The sequence below is a fragment of the Chryseobacterium sp. L12 genome, from assembly GCF_056133985.1.
Genome location: NZ_JBVYOF010000036.1, coordinates 39,304 through 61,552, shown reverse-complemented (window position 1 = coordinate 61,552; position 22,249 = coordinate 39,304). Strand labels below are relative to the sequence as shown.

Sequence of the window (22,249 nt, the reverse complement as noted above, 5' to 3'; positions counted from 1 at the left end):
AAATTAAACACGACACGTTTTGTCGCATTAAGAATATATATTTGTGGTAGAAACTTCTAAGAATGAAAAAAGATTTTTACCTCACGAGATACGCACTGATTATTAAAAAATTAGAATCTGCACCTTCTACCTATTCCCAGATAGAAGAATATCTGCTCAATTCTTTTGAATTTCAGGATGCAGAAATCAAAAGCTATTCTATGCGGACGCTGCAAAGAGACATCCGGGAAATTTCCAATCTTTTTAATCTCACCATTCATAATAAAAAAAGGAGAGACAACCGGTATTATATCGACAGCCGCCCCATGATGGAAGTTGATGAATATAACCAAAAATTGCTTGAGTCTTTTCAGGTAAGCAATGCATTAAATCTTCATCCCGATTTTTCAGATTTTATTTTTTTTGAAAGCAGAAAGCCTACAGGATTAGAACATTTTTACGATCTTTTTTTTGCCATCAGAAACAAAAGAATTGTTCTGTTTGAGCATTATAATTACAAAAATAAAAAGATGACGTCAAGGAAAGTTCATCCTTTAGCGCTCAAAGAATCCAAAGACAGATGGTATCTGATTGCGGTTGACACAAAAGATAAAGCCTTAAAATCATTTGGATTAGACCGGATAAATCATCTTTCGGTAACTCCGCAGAAATTCAGAGAAAAATATAAATACAATTTTAGAGAGCATTTTAAAAATGCTTTTGGAGTGATGAATCTTACTGAGCAAAATCCGCAGAAGATTGTTCTGAAATGCAGCAGGCATCAGGGTGAATATATCAGAAGCTTTCCGCTTCATCAGTCTCAAAAAGAGGTAAAAGAAACACCGGATGATATTTATTTCGAGTTTTTTCTTCATCCAACTTATGATTTCAGACAAGAAATTTTATCTTACGGAAAAGAGGTAAAAGTAATGGAACCCGAAAGCCTGATCAGAGAAATCAGAGAGAGTTTATCAGATTCTCTGCAGGCATATTCTGGGGACTAATGTAAACTGCATTCTTTTTGATTATATTTACATCTACAACCAGCATCTTTTGAAAACGATTTACTTTTTTTTTCTCTTAGCATCTTCGTTTTGCTTTTCGCAGCAGAATGAAGATTTCAAAATGATAAAAACCTACTACAATCAGCACCGCACGATGCTGAATAATGAGTTTCGGAAAAAATTTGATAAGGAAAGCAATCCGCTTTTTAAAGCTGCCGTTAAGAATGATTTTCTTTTTTTTATGAAGAAAATGGATAGCATTGAAAATGTTGCACTTATCGGAGCTTTACTTAAAGTTAAAAATCTGGAAGATCTCAAAAAAATTAAAGCTCATCCCGTTATTGTTTCTGATCAGAATAATTCAGATCATGACCATGAAGATAATCTTACAGTGAATGTAGAAAAAACAGCAGATTATCCCGGAGGAATCAATGCTTTGAGAAAAGAAGTTGCCGATTTATTTTATGCTGAAGGGGTATATTCTGAAAATCCAAGTCTGAAAACAGTTGTCGTTTTTGTTGTTGAAAAAGACGGAACCATCAGTAACGTAAAAGCAGAAGGAGAAAATTTTACGTTTAACAGGCAGGCAGAAATAGCTGTTTACTCAATCTCCGGCAGGTTTTCTCCGGCTTACATTAACGGTATTCCTGTAAGATACAGGTTTCGTTTTCCTTTGGCAATGAACTTTGAATAATTTTTCACAAGTTATTGTTTTATTATTTATATTTGAATCAAATTTTTCTGGGAGATATTTAATCATTTAAGATATTGAAAGCGGGGAAATTTGTATTAAAAACTGAATGTATTTTAAAGTATAAACTTAAACCTGAGCCGGTTTAAGTTAGTGAAAACTACTGAAAACGATAAATAAACTGAATATGAGAAAAATCTTTCTGGCATTATTTCTTACTGCCGGACTTTGCTCTGCACAGACTGCAGATGTTGCAGAAAAACAAAGGAAAAACGATATCGTTGCCGATCCTGTTTTGTTGATTGCAGTTCCGCTTGCCAATATTTCGTATGAAAGGCTGATTTCTGAAAACAAAGGAGTGGGTATCAATGCAATGATGCTTCTGGATCGTAAGGAAGACAGGTTTACCCAGTTTTCTGCATACTACAGAATGTATTTCGGGAAAAAATATGCTTCCGGATTTTTTCTTGAAGGTTTTATTCCTGTTACCACAAATTCCAATGATGATTATAATTATGTTTATGAGGAAACTACGGGCTTTTACTATACTTCATCTGTGAATAAAAGAAGTATTACTACCGTAGGAATCGGATTTGGAGTAGGAGGGAAATGGGTTCTGAGAAATAATCTGGTTATTGAAGCGAGTGGGGGATTGGCAAGGAGGTTTGGCGACCGGGATAACTACTATTTTGAAGAAGTTACCGGAAAAATCATGGGCGGTATCGGATATCGGTTTTAAAAATATAAATTTGATGATGAAAAGCTTAGTTTTGTACTAAGCTTATTTTTTTATGTTTACCGATGAATACTATATGAAACTTGCACTGCAGGAAGCACAGGAAGCTTTTGAGAAAGATGAGGTTCCCGTTGGCTGCGTAATCGTTTCAAACAACCGTGTGATTGCAAGATCTCATAATCTTACTGAAACGCTGAATGACGTAACGGCGCACGCAGAAATGCAGGCAATAACGTCTGCTGCTAATTTTCTCGGAGGAAAATATCTTATCAACTGTACTTTGTATGTGACTTTAGAACCTTGTGTAATGTGTTGCGGGGCTTTATCATGGTCACAAATCTCCAGAGTTGTGATAGGAGCAAGAGACGAGCAACGGGGATTTATCAATAAAAATCTTCAGCTTCATCCCAAAACAGAAATTATTACCGGAATTTTGGAAAACGAATGTTCTTCGATAGTAAAAGAATTTTTTAAAACAAAAAGATAAAACAATCTCAAGGCTTAATTTGAATAATAATCCTGTACTTTTATTCTCTTCCCAGAAAATAAAGTCCTTTCAGCGTGTGAAGCCGGTCTGTAATATGAATTTTATTGGTTAAAGGTTTGTAAACGTGAGAAACTCCTCCGGTAGCTATCACAAAGCATTCATCATCTACTTCATTATTAATGCGGTCTATAAAGCCTTCTACCATGCCCAAAAACCCGTAAACCATTCCGCTTTGCATACAGGTTATGGTGTCTAATCCCAAAACAGTTTTTGGCTTTACCAGTTCTATTTCCGGGAGCTGTGCGGTTTGGCTGATTAAAGAATTAAGAGAAGTAATAATTCCGGGTGCGATGATAACGCCCAAAGTTTCGCCATCTTCTGCAACACAACTTGCTGTAAGTGCGGTGCCAAAGTCAAGGATAATTTTTTTTCTGTCAGGATATAAATTGTGAGCAGCAACCAGATTGGCATAAATATCTGTTCCCATCTGCTTAGATTTTGCCTGTACAGCAGAGAAAGTAGTGCGGTCAACAACAACAGGTTCTTTACCGTGAATTTTTCGGATGGCTGAGCTCATAACTTTCGTAAGCTGCGGAACAACAGAACCCATAATTACTTTCTCGATATTTTGAGGATCAACCTTATAGGTTTGGTAAAGCATAAGAATCTGCACATACAATTCGTCAGCAGTTCTGTAAGGTTTAGTATTGATTACCCAGGAAATATCACAGTTGTCATCATCGAAAAGACCAAATCTGATATTGCTGTTTCCAACATTGATTACAATTGAATTCATTAAAATGATTTTTCAGCCAGAAACTATCATACTACTTAAAAAGAACGATAAAATTCCTGCAATTTTTTATAGGGTAAAAATAATACTTTTCTGCACAATTGTACTTTTATAAAAAAAACATTATAATTGTATATTAATTAAGACATAAAAGATGAAATTTTTTTTAGTATTTATTTTTATTATTCAGATGTCAAACGTTTTTGGACAAAGAATTTTTAAAGATGAAAATGACCAGATAATTACAGAGGATGTATATAATAAAACAAAAACCTCACGAGGATTTAAAGTATGCAATGACTCTCTACAAATGTGTAAAATTGTTGTTAACAGATCGGAAGAAGGCGTTTTAGAAAATGCTAATTTATTAGATAATTTAGAAAAATTTCTTAGAATACATTTAGATAAGGATAAACCAACAATAATTAAGTTCCACCCTGGAAAAGATCTTTGTAATTCTGGCGGTATTGCGACACCTGAAACATCATTTCGCTGGCATAAAGAAAGTGAAGAAGGCTTAAGGAAAATCAAGAAATCAAATGTTTTATACATTTATAAAAATCAGGAAAACATCAAGACAATTAAAAAACTAGAATGGTATAAAGATCCTAAAGGCATTATAGAAAGTACATTCTTTAAATATCATTATCCTTGCGGAAGTTATGTCATAATTTATAATAACAAATATCGTAGTTATTTTGGAGAATATTCTAAAGACCAAATTTACAAAGATTTAAGAAAAATTTTAAAATAAAAAAAAACTTCTGATTTCTCAAAAGTTTTAAGATTTTATTTTAAATAATCTTAATAATTATCTTCTTCACCTTTCATTTTTTCGGCGTTTTCTGCCATAATTACGGCATCAATCATTTCAGAAATATCACCATTCATGTAGGCATCAAGATTATACATAGATTTGTTGATTCTGTGATCAGTAACTCTTCCCTGCGGATAATTGTAGGTTTTAATCTTTGCAGAACGGTCTCCGGTAGAAACCATTGTTTTTCTCTGTGCCGCAATATCTCCCTGAACTTCATGTAATTTAATATCATATAGCTTTGCACGAAGCATCTCCATTGCCAATTCACGGTTTGCAAGCTGCGAACGGGCTTGTTGACATACAACTACCAATCCGGAAGGTTTATGCGTAAGCTGAACTTTTGTTTCAACCTTGTTTACGTTCTGTCCTCCTGCCCCTCCGGAACGTGAAGTCTGCATTTCGATATCAGCAGGGTTGATTTCTACATCCACTTCTTCAGCTTCCGGTAAAACAGCAACGGTAATAGCAGAAGTGTGAACTCTTCCCTGAGATTCGGTTTCAGGAACACGCTGCACACGGTGAACACCGGACTCAAATTTCATGATTCCGTAGACTCCTTCTCCCTCCACTTTCATGATGAGCTCCTTATATCCTTTTGCAGCTTCGTTGGAATCAGTTACCTCATGTCTCCATCCTTTTGCTTTAAAATACATAGAGTACATTCTGTAAATATCTTCCACAAAAATAGCCGCTTCGTCTCCGCCGGTTCCTGCACGAAGTTCTACGATAATATTCTTATCATCAGCAGGATCTTTGGGAATCAAAAGAACTTTGAGCTGTTCTTCAAGCACCGGAATTTTTTCGAGTGCTTCATTTTTTTCAATTTTTGCCAGATCTACGAAGTCTTTATCAGATCCGTCGGCGATAATTTCATCAGATTCTTCAATGGTGTTTAAAGCGCCTTTGTACTGATCATATACTGATACAATTTTGCCCAAATCACTGTATTCTTTATTGAGAGAAGAATATCTTTTCTGGTCTGAAATTACATCAGGCTGAATAATAAGGTCTGCCACCTCATTATATCTTTGTTTAATCGCTTCTAATTTCGGAATTAAAGATTTAGACATAGTGAAAATTTAGTGTGCAAAGATACGGAATTGATAGTGAAGAACAAAAGCTCATTTTCATGAGCTTTCGTTTAGTATTTTATTTGATAATCATTTTTTGAATGGCTGTTCCTGTATCAGATTTTAAATGGACAAGATAAGTTCCTGCCTGATAATCCGCTTTCAGTTCATGCATTCCCGTCTCATTTTTCAGCCTGAAGGAATCCAGCTTTTTTCCACTTATATCGTAAATGGTGATTTCCCCATTTTTAGCTTTGGTATACATAAGCTTTGCAACACCGTTTTTCACGGGATTATCTGCAATTTGCAGAGAAAGCCTGTTCTCGGAATTTACTTCAGATGTTCCTAATGTTCCGTTTGTACTTCCCAAAATTCTAAATTCACCGGGCTGTAGTGTAATGGGAGCTGTTGTTGAAGTAATATTCATTGTTGTATTATCCATCAGATTTTGCCATTGTCCGGTATAAGGGAAGTATGGAACAACATTTCTGACGGTAATGCCATAATTGGCAAGAACGACAATGTTTTTCAGGTTTCCTGCAGGAAGAGAATTATCATACACATAGATGCGGGTAATAAGACCATCAGGATCATTAGCAAGGTTGTTAGATTCTACCGTATACGTTTTAGATTTAAAAACCGGATGCAAATTTCTGATATTAATAATTTGTGCCCAGGTATTATAAATTGCCTTTCTGTTGACGTTTGTGTCGTATCCTAGCGTAAAAGCAATAGGTTTTTCATCAGTTCTGCAAGCGTTGTTGATAGATCCGTCCGGACATCTGTTGATGCTGAATTCATATCCAAGCTCTCCGAACTGCCAGATCATTTTAGGACCAGGAATGGTAAAAAATGCAGCTCCGAAAGTTTTCATTCTCTCTAAGGCGGTATTTAGCGTTTGCACATTATAAGTTCCGTTGGACGCTCCATAAGCCAGATTTTTAAACATTAATCGTTCCTCATCATGACTTTCACCAAATCCTACTGCGTGCATATTGGTAAATCCGTGAAGCTCATGATCCATTCTGTCATAGTTGCTGTTGTCCTTATATCCCATAGTATTTTGGTTGTAAGGATCTGTCTGCTTGTTCCAAAGCATGATGCCTTTTCCTTCATTTACTCTGTAATTTGCCCACTGCTGCTCTTCTGCATCTGTTCCTAAATGTTCGAAGATGATATAAGAAGTAGGATCTGCTGCCCATTGTTTGTCTGCATAATATTTCAGAACATCTACTCTGTCCTGCTGATACGCATTGGTACAGGTTTCATCATTCGCAGAACAGTTTTGTGTAAATCCTTTAGTAAGATCCCATCGGAATCCGTCAATCTTATATTCTGAAATCCAGTGCTGTATTGTACGTTCTACGTAATATTTTGTAGCATTGCTGGAATGATTGAAATCATTGAAAACATTATATGAATGTTTAGGAACCTGATTGAAATAAGGATTATTTGCCGCCACATCTCCAAAACCGTCTCCATCAGGATCTATATTCCAAAGTCTTACCAAGGGCGATCTCCCTGTTGCATGATTGAATGCAATGTCTAAAATTACGGCAATTCCGTTTTGGTGACACAGATCTACAAATTCTTTGAATTTTTCCGGGGTTCCGTAAGCTTTATCTAAAGCATAATGAAAGGATGTGTTATAACCCCATGAAAGATTGCCTTCAAACTCCATTATAGGCATCAGTTCAATAGCATTGATGTTGAGATTTTTAAGATAATTAATTTTATTAATAAGTGACTGCCAGTTTTTTTCCTGTGTGAAATCTCTCAACAGCAATTCATAGATAACAAGATTTTCTTTATTAGGTTTCTGAAAAGAGGTAACCTGCCAGTTATAAAGTGTCTGTCCCGTTTTGAATGTAGAAACTTCAAAACCTTGTCCTGCAGGAAATGCCGGAAGATTAGGATAAGTAGCTGCTGAAATCCACTGGTCATCATAAGAAGACAATATTTGTGGAGAAAAAGGATCTGCTACTTTTTTCAGATCATTTGTTCTGTACTGAAATGTGTATAATTGCTGGGGTGTGAGTCCGTTTAATTCAATCCAGTATAAATCAGGGTTTGCAGTATCTCTTTTCATGAGATAAGTATCATTTACCGTCCAATTATTAAAGCTTCCGATGACATGGACGAAATTTTTATGCGGTGCGTAAAGAGCCAGACCTACTTTTGTCTGGTCGGTTGGATGATAATTAATTCCCTGTCTGATCCATGTCGGAATTGCCTGAGAAACCACATTTCTCGGAATCTGGAGCATAAATGCAGCATTTTTTGTCGTCGACCCGGAAGTAGCAATTAGTTCCATATCAGCATCTTGAGTAACAGTATAGCTGTAAGCATACGAAGTAGATGGAGTAGAAGTAGAGTTTACTACAATACCATTGGCTTTTAGCTGAAAAGTAGCATTAATGTTGGTGGTTGCTGTGATGTTAATAGAATTTCCTGCAACGACTGAGGTTAGGCTGTTTGCTGCCGGATTCGTCATATTCAGGTTTAATGTTCCGACATTAACCAGATTGTCAGAAGTTTGATGTGACCCCGTTTTATTCTTCAGCAAGAATCCGAAACGCCCGATTCCTGTTCTGTTAAAAAAAGTAGTTGGAGTAAAAGTTAAAGAATAACTGTCGGAAGCTGAGTTGTAAGCCAGTCTGTTTGCCTCGCTTGAATTAGTCCAGCTTCCGTTGGTTGGGCAGTCCTGGCTGTTAGCAAAGTTTTGATCCAAAGACCACGACCAGATATAGACAGCATTATTGACAACTCCCCATGCGGTTTCATCAATTTGGTTTCCCGGAACGGTTAAAGTAATTTGATCTGTTTCATTAAAAGGATTAGGTGTAATAGTGTAGCTTATTTGTCCGAATATTACGGTCATTACAAAAAGCAGTAATGCAGAATAATTTTTTTTCATATACAGGGATTTATTGTATTAATTTGGCATATTGAATGTTGAAACCATTTTTTATAGCAGATTTATGTAAGTAAATTTTATTTAAGTAGTTAATTATTACGAATTTAATTTATTTTTTTTGAAATTACACTTACTTTTATATTGTTACAAACAATAAAAAACTATGCAAAGAATATCTTTTTCTTGGTAAGGCGAATATTATGTTAAACAAAAAAGCCACTTAGAAAACTAAGTGGTTTTAATATATGTTGTTTTGCCTTGATAATCCTTTTTCAGAATTCAGGTGAAAAAGAACTGACAGTCAATTAATGATGTCCGTGATCGTGACCATGGCTGTCATGAATGAAAGGACCATGACCTTTTGGAGAATTATAAATAACTTCAACTCCTTCCTGCTCTGTCAAAAGCTTGCTTCTGATTTGTTCCGGGTCGAATGGCTTTACCTTACCGAAATATTCTTTCAGACCTTCAGTTAACCACAACGGAATAACAAATCCGAAAAACATAAAGATACACCAGAAACCTACAAGGAACATTGTAATGAAATAAACTGTCCAAAGGAACTGATAAAACGGCCAAAATGCTGATAAAATCATTTTTTATTCTTAAAGATTAGGGCAAAAATATAACATTTTTCTTTTTCAGACAAAAGATCAAAGCTGATTTTTGCTATTTATTTTAAATTTAAACTAATTAATGCGCAAGATTAGCAAAGAAATCATTTCCTTTATCATCTGTAATAATAAATGCAGGGAAATCTTTTACTTCAATTTTTCTTACCGCTTCCATTCCTAATTCCGGGAAATCTACCACCTCAACAGACAAAATATTATCTTTCGCCAAAATTGCAGCTGGACCTCCGATTGAACCAATATAGAAACCTCCATATTTATGACAGGCATTGGTAACATCTGCCGTTCTGTTCCCTTTTGCTAACATCACCATGCTTCCGCCATGACTTTGGAATTCGTCAACATACACATCCATTCTTCCCGCAGTAGTCGGTCCGAAACTTCCCGAAGCCATTCCTTCCGGAGTTTTTGCAGGTCCTGCATAATAAATCGGGTGGTTTTTAAAATATTCAGGCATTGGCTGTCCTGCATCCAACAAATCTTTAATTTTTGCATGAGCAATATCTCTTGCAACGATCAAAGTTCCGTTCAGTTTTAATCTTGTCTTGATCGGATATTTTGAAAGTTCGGCTAAAATTTCCGGCATTGGTTTATTTAAGTCGATTTCAACTGCTTCTTCTAAATGTGGAGGTGTTTCAGGTAAAAACCTTTTCGGATTTTGTTCCAGTTGCTCAAGGAAGATTCCTTCTTTCGTAATTTTTCCTTTGATATTTCTATCTGCAGAACAGGAAACTCCCATCCCAACCGGACAAGAAGCTGCGTGACGCGGCAATCTGATAACTCTCACATCGTGAGTTAAATATTTTCCGCCAAACTGTGCTCCGATAGCACTTTCCTGACAGATCTTCTGAACTTTAGCTTCCCATTCCAAGTCTCTGAAAGCCTGTCCCGCTTCATTTCCTTCTGTAGGAAGATTGTCATAATATTTTGCCGATGCTTTTTTTACTGCAGCTAAGTTTGCTTCAGCAGAAGTTCCACCAATAACCAAAGCCAAATGATAAGGCGGACAAGCAGCTGTTCCAAGATCTGAAATTTTTTCTTTAATGAATTCTTCCAAAGATTTTTCGTTCAGTAAAGATTTTGTTTTTTGATACAAGAACGTTTTATTGGCTGAGCCTCCTCCTTTCGTTAAAAATAAAAATTCGTAGTAATCTCCTTTTTTAGCATAAATATCAATCTGTGCCGGAAGATTTGAACCCGAATTTTTCTCATCAAACATCGTCAACGGGACAACCTGAGAATATCTTAAATTTCTTTTTTGATAGGTATTATAAATTCCTTTGCTTAAATATTCACCATCATCAACGCCTGTGTAAACGTTTTCCCCCTTTTTTCCCATCACAATCGCTGTTCCGGTATCCTGACAAGAAGGTAAAGCTCCTTCTGCAGCAACTGCAGCATTCTGTAATAGATTATATGCAACAAATCTGTCATTATCAGTCGCTTCAGGATCATCAATAATTCTTCTTAAACTTTCTAAATGTGAAGAACGAAGCATGAAAGAAACATCTGCCATTGCTTCTTCAGCCAAAAGCTCAAGACCTTTTGGATCTATGGTTAGAATTTCTCTATCGCCTAGCTTTTCAACTGTTACGTAATCTGAAGTCAATTTTTTATAAACCGTATCGTCTTTTAGAATTGGGTACGGATCCTGATATTTAAATTCCATTTACTTTTTATTTTCGGTGCAAAAATACAGCTTACTCAAAAAAGCGTAATTAAAAATCATTCATTGAAATTGATATTTATAATGATTATAAATTGCGAGGTTTTTATGCATTACTTAACTTTAGAGAAACTTTAACCACAAAAGTTTTAGCACATTAGTTCCTGAAGTTTAATAAATAATTTTAAAAGCACCATTAGTTTGGAAACCTCTTCGAGATTTCATTTTGTGAACTGTATACAGCAAAATAATTAAGCTTAAAACTTCCGACTAAATATTTTTTGTCTTTTATGGTTAAAAAAAAATTAAAAAATCTCAATCACAATGAATTACAGAATAGAAAAAGACACGATGGGTGAAGTGCAGGTTCCGGCAGATAAATTTTGGGGAGCACAAACAGAAAGATCTAGAAATAATTTTAAAATAGGTCCGGAAGGCTCTATGCCACACGAAATTATCGAAGCTTTTGCTTATTTAAAAAAAGCCGCCGCATTTACTAATTCGGATTTGGGAGTTTTAGCTCCGGAGAAAAGAGACATGATTGCCCAGGTTTGCGATGAAATTTTAGAAGGTAAACTCAACGATCAGTTTCCTTTGGTAATTTGGCAGACTGGCTCAGGAACGCAGTCGAATATGAATGTGAATGAAGTGATTGCCAATCGGGCGCATTTCAATTCAGGAGGGAATTTAGGTGATAAAACAGAAGTCCATCCTAATGATGATGTGAACAAGTCTCAATCTTCCAATGACACTTATCCGACAGCAATGCATATTGCGGCTTATAAAAAAGTGGTTGAAACCACGATTCCTGCTGTTGAAAAACTAAGAGATACGTTAAAAGAGAAATCCGAAGCCTTTAAAAGCATCGTTAAAATCGGAAGAACGCATTTGATGGATGCAACGCCTTTAACTTTAGGTCAGGAATTCTCGGGATATGTTGCCCAATTGAATTACGGCATTAAAGCTTTAAAAAACACATTACCACATCTTTCCGAACTTGCTTTGGGAGGAACTGCAGTTGGAACAGGGCTTAATACGCCACAAGGTTACGATGTGAAAGTGGCAGAATATATTTCTAAATTCACCAATCTTCCTTTTGTAACTGCAGAAAATAAATTTGAAGCTTTGGCTGCTCACGATGCGATTGTGGAATCTCATGGCGCTTTAAAACAACTGGCGGTCGCTTTGTACAAAATTGCTCAGGACATCAGATTACTCGCTTCCGGTCCACGTTCTGGAATCGGGGAAATTCACATTCCGGAAAATGAGCCAGGTTCTTCGATTATGCCCGGAAAAGTAAATCCTACCCAAAATGAAGCGATGACAATGGTTTGCGCTCAGGTTTTAGGGAATGATACCACGATTTCTTTTGCCGGAACACAGGGAAATTACGAACTGAACGTTTTCAAGCCTGTGATGGCTTATAACTTCCTTCAATCTGCACAATTAATCGCAGATGCCTGTATTTCGTTTAATGATCATTGCGCAGTCGGAATTGAACCCAACCATGAAAGAATCAAAGAATTGGTAGATAAATCTTTGATGTTGGTAACGGCTCTGAACACGCACATCGGTTATGAAAACGCTGCAAAAATTGCAAAAACAGCCCACAAAAACGGAACAACTTTAAAAGAAGAAGCTGTGAATCTTGGACTTTTAACAGCCGAACAATTCGATAAGTGGGTAAAACCTGAAGATATGGTAGGAAATTTGAAATAATCCTAAACATAAAACAAAACACTCCGCAGAATATTCTACAGAGTGTTTTGTTTGTTAATGTGAATGTTAATTTTTATTATTCAATTCTTATACCAAATTGAATTTCGGCTATTTTGTCATATTTTGTATCAATTATTTAACCTCAGTTCGGGATAAGAAATAAATTTAAATAATTGATTTATAGTATTATATTAATTTATCGCAAAGAAAAACAAAAGATTTTTTACTTTTTGAAAGTTTTTAAGCTAAACAAAGGCACTTCGTTTATTGAAAAAAGACAAAAATGGTATTATTTTGATAAGTTTATCCCGAACTCAGGTTATTCAGGTAATTAACTACCATCCCAAAGCAAGTCCGAAAACCAAAGCTTTATCATTTTCAAAATATCCGTCTTTAAAGAAATTGCTGAAATCTTTTTTCAAAAAAAGACTGATGTTGTCGTATGAAACGGTAAACTGAGCTCCGTAAACGAAAGGGTTTACCTGATAATTGGAACGGTCTCTGATGCTCTGGCTGTCACTTTTGATGATATTATTGGTAGACATTCTTATTCCTCCGTAAGCATTTGCACCAACTCTGAATCCTTCCGAATAAGGTCTGTACTGAATGTCCATTCCTGCATTTTTCAGTTTTGAAAAATTATACTGAAATCCCAGAGGAACCATGATATAGCCGGTTCTTAACTTGGCTTTATCCAGATTTCCATCATATTTGCTTAAAATAACATCAGAATCCTGCTTTGCAAAAACCATATTGTTATCTGGTCTTACCGTTCTCCATGAAAAACCGATTCCAGAGATTAATCCCCACGGACTCGTTCTGCTGAACTGATAATTAAATTTTAAGCCAAATTCCAGATTATTGGCGTAACCTAAATTTCTGTCTAAGTCATTATCTGGTCTGTCATTCGTTAAAGTCATGATTCCGTAAGAAAAATATCCGTCAAAACTTTTTGTAGGACGAAATTTTTTCATCAGGTTTTGTTTCATTTCTTCATTTGAAGTTACATCTGAATTGAGAAGAGAATATCTTACCTGTTTCTGGATTACCTGATCCAGATCAAAACCTAAAGCTTCAATTCTGGTGTCTATTTTTTGAGAATATTGGTCTGCAATCTGAGCTTTTTGTCTGTCAAATTCTGCTTTATCCAGATTTTTTTCCTGTAGAAACTTTAGCTCGGTTTCCATCTGCTTTTTTTCTTCCTGAATAATACCATTTATTTTCGCAGCATATTCTTCAACTTTCTCTTTTACAATGGGGCTTACTGTTGTGTCTTCTTTAGGCTGAAGATTTAAGCTCAATGCTTTTTTTTGTGCGTTCATAGAGATGGCGACAAGGCACAGCATTCCTGAGATGATAAATTTCTTAATCATTTTTATTATTTTTTAAAGTTAAATTAAATAATTATTTAGCGTTGAGATCTATTTTGGCAACATTGCTTCCGTCTTTGGTTTTCTCAATAGCATCTTTGTGTTCTACCGAAAAAAGCAGGGTAGAAGGATCTACATATCTTTTTTTCTTGGGTGCTTTTATAGAGTCGGCTTTTGCGATAATTTTTGACGGTTGATTTTGAATTATTTGTGATGCAACCTCAGTAGGGTTTTCCTTGATCAATGGAAGATCAGTATTGACAGGAATTTCTTTTTCATTTTTTAATCCGGGAGAATTTTTGATTTGAGTAAATTTCTCCTGTTTTGGTGTTACAATAGCGTTCTGAGAAAAAGTTGTTGCGGGCTGTAAAACAATATCTTCTTTTTGAGTAGATGACTTTTCTGTTTCTGCGATTTGTATTTTGGGTTCAGTTTCATTGGTTAAAAACAAAACGGTTCCTAAACCAAACAGCAGTACAAAACAAGCAGCCAGTAAAATCGGGTTAAGATTAGATTTTTTTGAATAAGTATTTTCGGTCTGAGCCTGAATTTCTGACCATAAATCTCTTGACGGGCTGATTTCTCTGCCGGAAATCTGCTCTTTTATCTGATGATCCAAATTGTTTTTATACGAGTTCATTTTTCAGTTTTTTTTGTTGTTGAAAGTAGATCTTTCTCAGTTTTTCTTTAGCTCTGAAGAGTTGCGTCTTGCTTACTGCAGTAGAAATATTCAATGTATCTGCAATTTCCTGATGGGAATATTCTTCCAGTACATAGAGATTAAAAACCATTCTGTAGGAATCCGGAAGCTGATCCAGAAGTTCCTGTGCATTAAAATCGAACACAATTTCCTCCTCATGAATTTCCTCCAGAACAGAAGCGTGAACATCATCCAGATAAAAAACCGTTTTGTGACTTTTAATAAAATTAAGACATTCGTTCACCACTATTTTTCTCGCCCAGCCATCAAAGTTTCCTTCACCACGATAGCTTTCTATGTGTTTGAAAATTTTGCAGAAAGCTTTGATAACGCAGTCTTCTGCCTGATACAAATCACTGATGTAGCCTCTCGCCGTACCGAGATATTTTTTCACATTCTGATCATAAAATATTTTCTGGGCAGCGGGATCATGTTTTTTAAGCCGGCTCAGCAAATCTTCTTTTTTATTTCCAAACAAAAGCTTCATGGTTGTATGCTGTTTCTATATAAAAGACAGAGAAAGTTTAAAATGGTTACAGAAAATTTTGAAAAATTATTACATAACAATATAAATAACTGATTTTCAGAGTTTAAAATTTGATTTTGTTTGCTTTTTATTTGCAGTATAAGAAAAACCGCAGCGTTACTGCGGTTTGGTTGGTTATCTTTTCAGATCTTCTTTAAGTTTTTTAGCACCATCTTCTACTTTTTGTGCTCCTTTTGCGGCGGCATCTTTTGCATCACGGCTCACCTCCTGTACTCCTTTTTTGAGATCTTGACCTACAGCATTAATATCCTGTTTGGCTTTCTCTGCACTGTTATCAATCTTTTGTCCGGCATTATCTACGGTATTTTTAATGTCATTTTTAGCCTGATTGATTTTTGACGAGTCTACAAGTCCGGTTGTAGTTTCAGTTGTCGTTGTTGTGGTTACAGATCCGTCAGGATTTTCAACTGTTTCGGTTTTAGTAGTTGATTCTTTGCAAGAAATAATCATTGATGTTGCTGCAAAAGCGGCTAAAATGTGTTTTTTCATTGTGTGAATTTTTTTAATGTATATAAAATTATTGATTAGGATCTTTCAACGGTTTTTCCTTCAGTTTATTTTCTTCCTCGGCTTTCTTTTTTTCTTTATCCATCTCTTCTTTTATCCGCTTTTCTTCCTGCTGCATTTTTAAAACTTCCTTCAAAGAATCCTGGTATTTTTGCGAGGACATTCTGATTTGTCTTGCGACATCAACAGAAACAGCACCATCTGAAAAAGAATCTATCGCAGTAGTGTCGTAACGAGAAGGCAATACTTCGGTATTGTTTTCTGCTATAGGTCTGTCTTTAGAACATGATGTAAAAAGAAATCCTAAAAGTATGGCAGCGAATAATGATCTTTCCATTAGTTTTATCAACTTTTCAGAGAACTAATTTATAATAAATTCGGCAATTACCGGATAGTGATCAGATAATTTTGCAGAATGATCTACTTTATAACTTACTGATTTAATCTGTTTGGAAGTAAAAATATAGTCTATTCTTAAGGGATACTTAAAATCATGAAAGCTGGTGCCGCCTCCTTTTCCAACCTCATAAAAAGGATCTTTCAACACATCAGATATATGATAGTACTCATAGGAATTGGGAACTGCGTTGAAATCTCCGGCAACAATCACAGGATAAGGAGACTGCTCGATACTTTTTCTGATAAGCTGCACCTGCTCCTGATGGCTTTTAAATTTTGGAATAAGTCTTTTTACTACATTTTTTACTTTTTCTTCGTCTTCACTACCGTTTCCTTCAAGTTTTACCATATTTTTTACTAGCCCGAAAGATTCTAAATGAACATTAAAAACGCGATAAATCTTACCTCTTATCTCAACGTCGATTTGTTCGCACTGTGCAGTAACGTCACCATTCTTGAGATCTTCGAATACGTTCTTCCTGTTAACAACTTTATATTTTGAATAGAAACAGATAAAAGGGTGGCTAAATTCGCCGTGAAAATTTTTAAGTTTAAGATTTGGACCAGCTTCCTGAAGAAAGGCTATGTCTACATTTTGATCATCAATGTATTTTTCTATCTCCTCAACTCCCAATGTTCCTGCTCTTATATTAAAAGTCAGAACTTTCAGATTCGGAATTTCTTTTTTCTCTGATGAATAATTAAGCCATCTTTTTGCAGGATTAAAAAAAAACAATCCTAAAAACATAAAAGCAAACGCTCTTTTTTTCCAGCTGAAAATCCAGAAAAAAGTAATAAGAATGTAAAGAGCCAACATTACCGGAAAGCCCAGAGACAAAAAATTGAAACCCCAGAAAACTTTTGGCGGGATATAAGCATTCAGCAAAACTCCGAATAAGAGAAAAAGCAATGCTAAATGTGCAATGAAAAGAAACGAGCGGAATACTTTCACAGCGATTAATTGAATCTGTATAAATGTTTTTTCCAGATTTTGGCTAATATATATCCGACGATAGCTCCTCCCACGTGAGCTAAATGAGCAATACCACCAACATTTCCTGTAACTCCTAAAATAACCGAACCTACAATAATGATAGGAAGCAGAATTTTTACCTTTATCGGAACCGGGATAAACATAATACCAATTTTTGCATCAGGATAGAGTGTAGCAAATGCGGCTATAATACCAAATATTGCTCCGGATGCACCAACCATCGGTGTGTAAATAATACTTTTTAAATTTTCTAAAAGTCCCTGTTGCTCTAGTATAGCTTCTGAATTTCCTTTAAACTGAACCGACTCTCCTGCTAAATAACCGTTAACGTTAAATCCAAAACTGTCAAGCGTGGATTTAATTTGTTCTACCTCAATGAAATTCCATAGGTTAAACAAAAAAAATGCTCCTAAACCGCTTAGAAAATAAAGAATTATAAACTTTTTATCTCCTAATCTTTGTTCCAAGATAGGACCAAAGCTGAAAAGTGTAAACATATTGAATAGTATATGCATGAAACTTCCGTGCATAAACATGTGAGTAATTATCTGCCATGAATAGAAATAAGGTGAGGAAGGATAAAAGCCAGATAAATAACCATAAACTTCATTGCTGTTGAGCAAATTTACAGCTATAAATACAACAATATTTAAAATGATAATATTCTTGGTGATTGGCGGTATATTATTAAACATTTACTTAAAATTTATTTTTAAAATCATTAAACGGAACTTCAAAATAGCATCTTTTTCCGTTGGGTAAAAACTCAGGAAATCCTAGAGCTGTAAAATCTTTAATGACTTGTTCAGCATCAATTTTATAGATAAAATCGAAACGTGATTTGCTCTGCATTTTGTTCCATTGGTTTTGATAATACTGCAAAAACTCGTCCTCTGTTCTGTATTCCAGAATTTCAAACAGATTTTCCAGAAACTTCATTACCTGAGATTCTTTCAGACCTTCAGGAACGGCATCTATCCTCAAAACACTTTCGTGAGCAATTGTCATTTCAAAACCCAGCTCCGGAAGATATTTTTTGATGGATCTGTATTTATTTTTTTCAATTTCATTCATGTGATATTCCAGAGAAAACAAAAGAGACTGGCTGTTGACGGCTCCTTTTTTTACTGTTTTATTATGATCTGAAACTACAAGCCTGTGCATTCTTCCCAAATCCAGCATCAAAGTACGGTCACCTTTATTGAAAAGCCAGTATCCATTTGGAAGCCTCATCAAATCCTCATCAAAATCTTCGTCTTCAAAAAGATTAATTTTTGATGGTTCCGGAGTGATGTTTTGCTGGTACATTTCCGTGAGATTGTGAATTTCGGTTTTAGAAACTGTTTTTTCTTCCAAAAAAGGATTGTAATCTCTGTCAACAATAATCTCGGGCATTTTAAAACTTGCCGAATTGCTTTTGCTTGGAAAGCTTTTCTGCATTATCTCATCAAGCTGCGGATCTCGCTCAAAATCAAGGCTTGGAGCAACATTGTAAATTCCCAGAGAGCGTTTGATAGTAGATCGAAGCAATGCAAAAATAAGGTGCTCATCTTCGAACTTTACTTCTGTTTTCTGCGGATGAATGTTGACATCTATTTTCTCAGGATCCAACTCAAGAAAAAGAAAGAAAGTCGGGATATATCCCGGCAGAAGCAAGCCTTCAAAAGCTTCCTGAACCGCTTTATTAAAATAAGGACTTTTAAAAAATCTTCCGTTAACAAAAAGAAACTGTTCGCCGCGTGTTTTTTTGGCTCCTTCAGGTTTAGCAACGAAACCGTGAAGCTGACACCATACAATATCTTCTTTAATAGGAATGAGCTGAGGCTGAAGTTTTCTTCCGAAAATATCAACAATTCTCTGCATCTGGGTTCCTTTTCTGAGTCTGAAGACAGGTTCATCATCATGAAACAGGCAAAACTCTAAATTTTCGTGAGCCAGTGCCACCCTTTGGAACTCATCAATAACGTGACGAAATTCAATATTGTTATTCTTGAGAAACTTTCTCCTTGCGGGAACATTGTAAAATAAATTTTTAACCAAAAAATTGGATCCTTCTGCGGTCTGTATCGGCTCCTGAAACTGAAAGACACCGCCTTCAATGTAAATATTGGTTCCTAAAGGGGCTTCATGACGTTTTGTTTTCAGCTCCACCTGCGCAACAGCAGCAATGGAAGCCAGAGCTTCGCCGCGGAATCCTTTGGTGGCGATTTTGAAAATATCTTCAGTTCCTCTTATTTTAGATGTAGCGTGGCGCTCAAAAGCCATTCTTGCATCAGTTTCAGACATTCCTTTTCCGTCATCCACTACCTGAATAAGGTTTTTCCCGGCATCACGTACAATCAGCTCAATTTTTGTGGCTCCTGCATCAATAGAGTTTTCCAGAAGCTCTTTTACAATAGATGCGGGCCGCTGAACGACTTCACCTGCTGCAATCTGGTTGGCTACATGATCGGGTAAAAGCTGAATAATATCTGACATACATGAATAATGAACTTACAAAAATAGGTAAAGCAATTAAGAATTAAAATAATAATCCCCTTTATTTATGTGGCTTCTGTATTTTTAGAAAGTAATATTATAGGTTCCAGTAGAAGATACCGGTGCTTTTTCCGCCTTTACATATTTCTTTACCCAACCAACGGAAGTGGAAACCACACAAGGATCTGAGGTTCCGCCTGATCTTCTTGCAGAGACTACATTTCCTGCCTTATCAACGGTATATGCAATGGTGATTGATCCGCTTGCTGAGCAGTTATGACTGGGCTGTGTACCGCCTCTTCCCATCGTTCCGGGAATATATCCCACCAATCTTCTGTCGATTCCTACTTTGCTGTCCCCATTTCCGTCACCACCTAAAGGATCTCCGTCATTACCGATTCCTGTTCCGGTTCCCTGGCTTCCGGATTTTGTACCTCGTCCTTTAATCAGGTTTCCAATAGCTGCAGTTCCTTTTCCGTCACCGCTTCCTGTTTTGGAATTGGCTGTGTTGGCGGAACTTTTGGTGCTTTTTACCGTAGAACTTGCGGTAGATTTTTTATTGGTTTCAGAAACTTCCTTTTTGGGAGCGGTAGCTTTGGTATTATTTCCGGTGATAATTCTGTCTTTTGCTTCTGTCTTTTTAGATTCAGGTTTAGGATCCGGTGTAATAATCGTTTTCGGTTCAGAAACAGCATTTTCTACCGGCTCATTACTGTTTTCCACAGCCTGCGCAGCCAGACTTCCTTCCTGATTGGCTGGCTCATCAATACCCGCTCCGTTTCTGTTGTCTCCGAAATTGATGAGCATGGTGGTCACAATTTCAGGTTCTTTTTCAGAAGGTTTAGGTTTCATCTTGTAGATGAAAACGAATAACAAAATCGCAGACCAGATCAGTACAGAAAGTACTGCACTTTTAATTTTGTCTTTATTTTCCTCGTTTCTGTCTATAGTGTAACCTCTCATTTCTTATTCCTTTACCGTTGCAATAGCAATGCTCAGTTTATGTTTTTCGGCAATTTCCATAAGAAAAACAACATCTTTATGCATCGTACTTTCATCTGCTCTTATAGTGAAAGATTTTGCAGATTTGTTTTGCAAATCACTTACAATGGTCTGTTCTACCAATTCCCGGCTTACAGGTCTGTCGTCCACGTAATAAGAGCCATCAGGTTTTATACTTACCGTCATCGGGTTGGGAATATTGTTTTCCACACTTGCGGTTTGTGGCAGTTTTACGTCAATTGCACTTTGGTTGGCAGCCGAAGAGGTAATCATAAAGAAAATCAGCATTAGCAAGATAACGTCTGTCATTGCTGCTAAACTGAATTCCGGGTGTGCCTTATTTCTTCTCTGAATTTTCATCCCTTTTTGATTATAAAGGTTTATTAATAATATCTAAAAATTCTCCTGATATATTTTGAGCTCTCAAAACAAATTTATCAATCTTTGTTAACAGAAGGTTATAAAAAAAGTTAGCAGGAATTGCCACCGCCAAACCAACTGCGGTTTGTCCTAATGCGGTATAAATACCTTCTGAAAGTGTTTTGGGTGAAAAAGCGCCTTCAGAATGAGACAAATCGAAAAATGCAATAATCATCCCGATTACTGTTCCTAAAAGTCCTAGCATCGGAGCAATACTTGGTACGGCAGCCAAAAGGTTGAGATTTTTTTCCATATTGGCAACTTCTATCTGTGCCTGAGATTCCATGGCGCTGACGATATCAGAAACAGGTCTTCCCAGTCTTGAGATTCCCTTTTCCAGAATTCTGGATTCCGGGGAGTTTTGGGTTTTGCAATAATCTGCTGCAGCTTCTATTTTTCCGTCTCTTATGAAGTCTTCAATATTATTCATAAAATTGGAATCTGTTTTGGATGCCATTCTTCTGATAAAGAAAAATCTTTCAAAAAAAAGATATACAGAGAAAACACCCAATGTAAGAACCGTTACCATTACGATTTTTGCAAAAGCACCACCGTGAAAAAGGATTTCCCAGAATGAAAATTCGGTTTTGTTGATTGTAACAGCAGGCGTTGTTGCCTGTGCAAACAAAAGTTGTGTAAGTTCCGTTAGCAGCATTATATGATAATTTACAATAGTTTAAACGACAAAAATAAACGAATATTATCAGATTTCATCTTAAAATAAGCTTAAAAAAAATAATTTGAGACGATTTTCCCTAAAAAGCAAATTTCTTTCCAAAAAATTGAAAAGAAATCTGTATAAGTTTAATAAAATTATTTGCTTAGTCTTCGTCTACGACGATCTCATCCTGCTTAAATTCGCATTTCATACGAAAAGGAATGGGGGTATCTGACCCTGTGTAAAAGTCATCAATTGTACCTTTCCAGATTACCTGAAGTTCGTTTTCTTCATTTTTTTCAAAACACAGCTCATTATCATAGATAAATGCATCTTCATCATCAAATAAATCTACCTCTGTGTAGCTTTCTTCCTCAGAATCATTAATGAGGAAAGTTTTCCCTTCAATCTCATCAGAATCTATCGGGAAATCAAAAATTTCCATAGAAATTTGAGGAAAATTGTACTGTAGCGAGTCGTCCTCTACATGATCCAGACTGTCATCTGTGATGATTTCTACTTCCAGTAAGTGTTTCTGATTACTATAAACAGCCTTGCAGTAAGAGCTTTTTATGTTGTATTTAAGTGTTTCGTCCGGATGGTAAATTTTTAAAATCCCTTTCATTATTTCTTAAAAAAAGAACAGTAATACGATGAGTG

General features: G+C 35.9%; 23 protein-coding genes. 6 read left to right on the top strand and 17 right to left on the bottom strand.

The window, feature by feature from the left end:
- The first annotated feature begins 62 nt into the window (after positions 1 to 62).
- The 4 genes from AC0NBN_RS16695 (at position 63) to AC0NBN_RS16680 (ending at position 2,897) form a co-directional block, all read left to right on the top strand.
- Positions 63 to 983 (top strand): WYL domain-containing protein, encoded by a 921-nt coding sequence (locus AC0NBN_RS16695; RefSeq protein WP_160814092.1) that lies wholly within the window; start codon positions 63 to 65, stop codon positions 981 to 983.
- Between the two features lie 121 nt (positions 984 to 1,104).
- On the top strand, positions 1,105 to 1,677 hold the full coding sequence (locus AC0NBN_RS16690; RefSeq protein WP_474468872.1) for an energy transducer TonB: 573 nt from the start codon (positions 1,105 to 1,107) through the stop codon (positions 1,675 to 1,677).
- A 184-nt stretch (positions 1,678 to 1,861) separates the two neighbouring features.
- On the top strand, positions 1,862 to 2,413 hold the full coding sequence (locus tag AC0NBN_RS16685) for a hypothetical protein (protein WP_160814091.1): 552 nt from the start codon (positions 1,862 to 1,864) through the stop codon (positions 2,411 to 2,413).
- A gap of 52 nt (positions 2,414 to 2,465) precedes the next feature.
- Entirely contained in the window at positions 2,466 to 2,897 is a 432-nt protein-coding gene (locus AC0NBN_RS16680) for a nucleoside deaminase (RefSeq protein WP_160814090.1), read from the top strand.
- Positions 2,898 to 2,937: 40 nt separating this feature from the next.
- On the opposite strand, the gene AC0NBN_RS16675 is transcribed toward AC0NBN_RS16680, so the two are convergent.
- On the bottom strand, positions 2,938 to 3,693 hold the full coding sequence (locus AC0NBN_RS16675; protein WP_160814089.1) for a type III pantothenate kinase: 756 nt from the start codon (positions 3,691 to 3,693) through the stop codon (positions 2,938 to 2,940).
- A gap of 151 nt (positions 3,694 to 3,844) precedes the next feature.
- Here AC0NBN_RS16675 and AC0NBN_RS16670 point away from each other — a divergent pair, with 151 nt between their 5' ends.
- Positions 3,845 to 4,444 carry a hypothetical protein gene (locus AC0NBN_RS16670; protein ID WP_160814088.1) on the top strand — a complete coding sequence of 200 codons (600 nt, stop codon included), beginning with the start codon at positions 3,845 to 3,847 and terminating at the stop codon, positions 4,442 to 4,444.
- A gap of 50 nt (positions 4,445 to 4,494) precedes the next feature.
- Here the strand turns inward: AC0NBN_RS16670 and prfA are convergent, their stop codons facing one another.
- The 4 genes from prfA to AC0NBN_RS16650 all read right to left on the bottom strand — a co-directional run bounded on the left by prfA (position 4,495) and on the right by AC0NBN_RS16650 (position 10,798).
- Complete coding sequence (gene prfA, locus AC0NBN_RS16665; protein WP_160814087.1) at positions 4,495 to 5,580, bottom strand: peptide chain release factor 1; 1,086 nt, start codon at positions 5,578 to 5,580, stop codon at positions 4,495 to 4,497.
- Between the two features lie 79 nt (positions 5,581 to 5,659).
- A complete protein-coding gene (locus AC0NBN_RS16660) occupies positions 5,660 to 8,497 on the bottom strand; it encodes an alpha-amylase family glycosyl hydrolase (RefSeq protein ID WP_160814086.1) in 2,838 nt (945 codons plus the stop codon).
- A 305-nt stretch (positions 8,498 to 8,802) separates the two neighbouring features.
- The gene (locus tag AC0NBN_RS16655) at positions 8,803 to 9,093 is read right to left on the bottom strand and encodes a hypothetical protein (RefSeq protein WP_130914491.1); all 291 of its coding nucleotides are present in this window, start codon (positions 9,091 to 9,093) and stop codon (positions 8,803 to 8,805) included.
- A gap of 97 nt (positions 9,094 to 9,190) precedes the next feature.
- Positions 9,191 to 10,798 carry a fumarate hydratase gene (locus AC0NBN_RS16650; RefSeq protein ID WP_160814085.1) on the bottom strand — a complete coding sequence of 536 codons (1,608 nt, stop codon included), beginning with the start codon at positions 10,796 to 10,798 and terminating at the stop codon, positions 9,191 to 9,193.
- 321 nt (positions 10,799 to 11,119) lie between these two features.
- Here AC0NBN_RS16650 and fumC point away from each other — a divergent pair, with 321 nt between their 5' ends.
- Complete coding sequence (gene fumC / locus AC0NBN_RS16645) at positions 11,120 to 12,514, top strand: class II fumarate hydratase (RefSeq protein WP_160814084.1); 1,395 nt, start codon at positions 11,120 to 11,122, stop codon at positions 12,512 to 12,514.
- A gap of 335 nt (positions 12,515 to 12,849) precedes the next feature.
- On the opposite strand, the gene AC0NBN_RS16640 is transcribed toward fumC, so the two are convergent.
- The 12 genes from AC0NBN_RS16640 to AC0NBN_RS16585 all read right to left on the bottom strand — a co-directional run bounded on the left by AC0NBN_RS16640 (position 12,850) and on the right by AC0NBN_RS16585 (position 22,214).
- Positions 12,850 to 13,887, bottom strand: a complete 1,038-nt coding sequence (locus AC0NBN_RS16640; protein WP_160814083.1) for an outer membrane beta-barrel protein — start codon at positions 13,885 to 13,887, stop codon at positions 12,850 to 12,852.
- A 31-nt stretch (positions 13,888 to 13,918) separates the two neighbouring features.
- The gene (locus tag AC0NBN_RS16635) at positions 13,919 to 14,524 is read right to left on the bottom strand and encodes a hypothetical protein (RefSeq protein WP_160814082.1); all 606 of its coding nucleotides are present in this window, start codon (positions 14,522 to 14,524) and stop codon (positions 13,919 to 13,921) included.
- Positions 14,511 to 15,071: an RNA polymerase sigma factor gene (locus AC0NBN_RS16630; protein WP_143883072.1), complete on the bottom strand. Its 561-nt coding sequence runs from the start codon at positions 15,069 to 15,071 to the stop codon at positions 14,511 to 14,513. The genes AC0NBN_RS16635 and AC0NBN_RS16630 overlap by 14 nt, the downstream gene beginning before the upstream one ends.
- A 174-nt stretch (positions 15,072 to 15,245) precedes the next feature.
- On the bottom strand, positions 15,246 to 15,620 hold the full coding sequence (locus AC0NBN_RS16625) for a hypothetical protein (protein WP_143883073.1): 375 nt from the start codon (positions 15,618 to 15,620) through the stop codon (positions 15,246 to 15,248).
- 28 nt (positions 15,621 to 15,648) lie between these two features.
- Positions 15,649 to 15,975: a hypothetical protein gene (locus AC0NBN_RS16620; RefSeq protein WP_160814081.1), complete on the bottom strand. Its 327-nt coding sequence runs from the start codon at positions 15,973 to 15,975 to the stop codon at positions 15,649 to 15,651.
- Between the two features lie 24 nt (positions 15,976 to 15,999).
- Positions 16,000 to 16,989 (bottom strand): endonuclease/exonuclease/phosphatase family protein, encoded by a 990-nt coding sequence (locus AC0NBN_RS16615; RefSeq protein WP_160814080.1) that lies wholly within the window; start codon positions 16,987 to 16,989, stop codon positions 16,000 to 16,002.
- 5 nt (positions 16,990 to 16,994) lie between these two features.
- On the bottom strand, positions 16,995 to 17,726 hold the full coding sequence (locus AC0NBN_RS16610) for a rhomboid family intramembrane serine protease (protein WP_160814079.1): 732 nt from the start codon (positions 17,724 to 17,726) through the stop codon (positions 16,995 to 16,997).
- Between the two features lie 4 nt (positions 17,727 to 17,730).
- On the bottom strand, positions 17,731 to 19,509 hold the full coding sequence (mutL, locus tag AC0NBN_RS16605) for a DNA mismatch repair endonuclease MutL (RefSeq protein ID WP_160814078.1): 1,779 nt from the start codon (positions 19,507 to 19,509) through the stop codon (positions 17,731 to 17,733).
- A gap of 84 nt (positions 19,510 to 19,593) precedes the next feature.
- Positions 19,594 to 20,472, bottom strand: a complete 879-nt coding sequence (locus AC0NBN_RS16600) for a ferric siderophore ABC transporter substrate-binding protein (protein ID WP_160814077.1) — start codon at positions 20,470 to 20,472, stop codon at positions 19,594 to 19,596.
- A 3-nt stretch (positions 20,473 to 20,475) separates the two neighbouring features.
- Positions 20,476 to 20,871 (bottom strand): ExbD/TolR family protein, encoded by a 396-nt coding sequence (locus AC0NBN_RS16595; RefSeq protein ID WP_143882985.1) that lies wholly within the window; start codon positions 20,869 to 20,871, stop codon positions 20,476 to 20,478.
- A 10-nt stretch (positions 20,872 to 20,881) separates the two neighbouring features.
- Entirely contained in the window at positions 20,882 to 21,586 is a 705-nt protein-coding gene (locus AC0NBN_RS16590; protein WP_143882984.1) for a MotA/TolQ/ExbB proton channel family protein, read from the bottom strand.
- Between the two features lie 166 nt (positions 21,587 to 21,752).
- Positions 21,753 to 22,214: a hypothetical protein gene (locus AC0NBN_RS16585; RefSeq protein WP_160814076.1), complete on the bottom strand. Its 462-nt coding sequence runs from the start codon at positions 22,212 to 22,214 to the stop codon at positions 21,753 to 21,755.
- Positions 22,215 to 22,249 lie beyond the last annotated feature (35 nt).

Excerpts from the sequence above, each read along its gene's own strand:
- AC0NBN_RS16695 (WP_160814092.1), top strand. The coding sequence starts at position 63 with ATGAAAAAAGATTTTTACCTCACGAGATACGCACTGATTATTAAAAAA.
- AC0NBN_RS16690 (WP_474468872.1), top strand. The coding sequence starts at position 1,105 with ATGATAAAAACCTACTACAATCAGCACCGCACGATGCTGAATAATGAG.
- AC0NBN_RS16685 (WP_160814091.1), top strand. The coding sequence starts at position 1,862 with ATGAGAAAAATCTTTCTGGCATTATTTCTTACTGCCGGACTTTGCTCT.
- AC0NBN_RS16680 (WP_160814090.1), top strand. The coding sequence starts at position 2,466 with ATGTTTACCGATGAATACTATATGAAACTTGCACTGCAGGAAGCACAG.
- AC0NBN_RS16675 (WP_160814089.1), bottom strand. The coding sequence starts at position 3,693 with ATGAATTCAATTGTAATCAATGTTGGAAACAGCAATATCAGATTTGGT.
- AC0NBN_RS16670 (WP_160814088.1), top strand. The coding sequence starts at position 3,845 with ATGAAATTTTTTTTAGTATTTATTTTTATTATTCAGATGTCAAACGTT.
- prfA (WP_160814087.1), bottom strand. The coding sequence starts at position 5,580 with ATGTCTAAATCTTTAATTCCGAAATTAGAAGCGATTAAACAAAGATAT.
- AC0NBN_RS16660 (WP_160814086.1), bottom strand. The coding sequence starts at position 8,497 with ATGAAAAAAAATTATTCTGCATTACTGCTTTTTGTAATGACCGTAATA.
- AC0NBN_RS16655 (WP_130914491.1), bottom strand. The coding sequence starts at position 9,093 with ATGATTTTATCAGCATTTTGGCCGTTTTATCAGTTCCTTTGGACAGTT.
- AC0NBN_RS16650 (WP_160814085.1), bottom strand. The coding sequence starts at position 10,798 with ATGGAATTTAAATATCAGGATCCGTACCCAATTCTAAAAGACGATACG.
- fumC (WP_160814084.1), top strand. The coding sequence starts at position 11,120 with ATGAATTACAGAATAGAAAAAGACACGATGGGTGAAGTGCAGGTTCCG.
- AC0NBN_RS16640 (WP_160814083.1), bottom strand. The coding sequence starts at position 13,887 with ATGATTAAGAAATTTATCATCTCAGGAATGCTGTGCCTTGTCGCCATC.
- AC0NBN_RS16635 (WP_160814082.1), bottom strand. The coding sequence starts at position 14,524 with ATGAACTCGTATAAAAACAATTTGGATCATCAGATAAAAGAGCAGATT.
- AC0NBN_RS16630 (WP_143883072.1), bottom strand. The coding sequence starts at position 15,071 with ATGAAGCTTTTGTTTGGAAATAAAAAAGAAGATTTGCTGAGCCGGCTT.
- AC0NBN_RS16625 (WP_143883073.1), bottom strand. The coding sequence starts at position 15,620 with ATGAAAAAACACATTTTAGCCGCTTTTGCAGCAACATCAATGATTATT.
- AC0NBN_RS16620 (WP_160814081.1), bottom strand. The coding sequence starts at position 15,975 with ATGGAAAGATCATTATTCGCTGCCATACTTTTAGGATTTCTTTTTACA.
- AC0NBN_RS16610 (WP_160814079.1), bottom strand. The coding sequence starts at position 17,726 with ATGTTTAATAATATACCGCCAATCACCAAGAATATTATCATTTTAAAT.
- mutL (WP_160814078.1), bottom strand. The coding sequence starts at position 19,509 with ATGTCAGATATTATTCAGCTTTTACCCGATCATGTAGCCAACCAGATT.
- AC0NBN_RS16600 (WP_160814077.1), bottom strand. The coding sequence starts at position 20,472 with ATGAGAGGTTACACTATAGACAGAAACGAGGAAAATAAAGACAAAATT.
- AC0NBN_RS16595 (WP_143882985.1), bottom strand. The coding sequence starts at position 20,871 with ATGAAAATTCAGAGAAGAAATAAGGCACACCCGGAATTCAGTTTAGCA.
- AC0NBN_RS16590 (WP_143882984.1), bottom strand. The coding sequence starts at position 21,586 with ATGCTGCTAACGGAACTTACACAACTTTTGTTTGCACAGGCAACAACG.
- AC0NBN_RS16585 (WP_160814076.1), bottom strand. The coding sequence starts at position 22,214 with ATGAAAGGGATTTTAAAAATTTACCATCCGGACGAAACACTTAAATAC.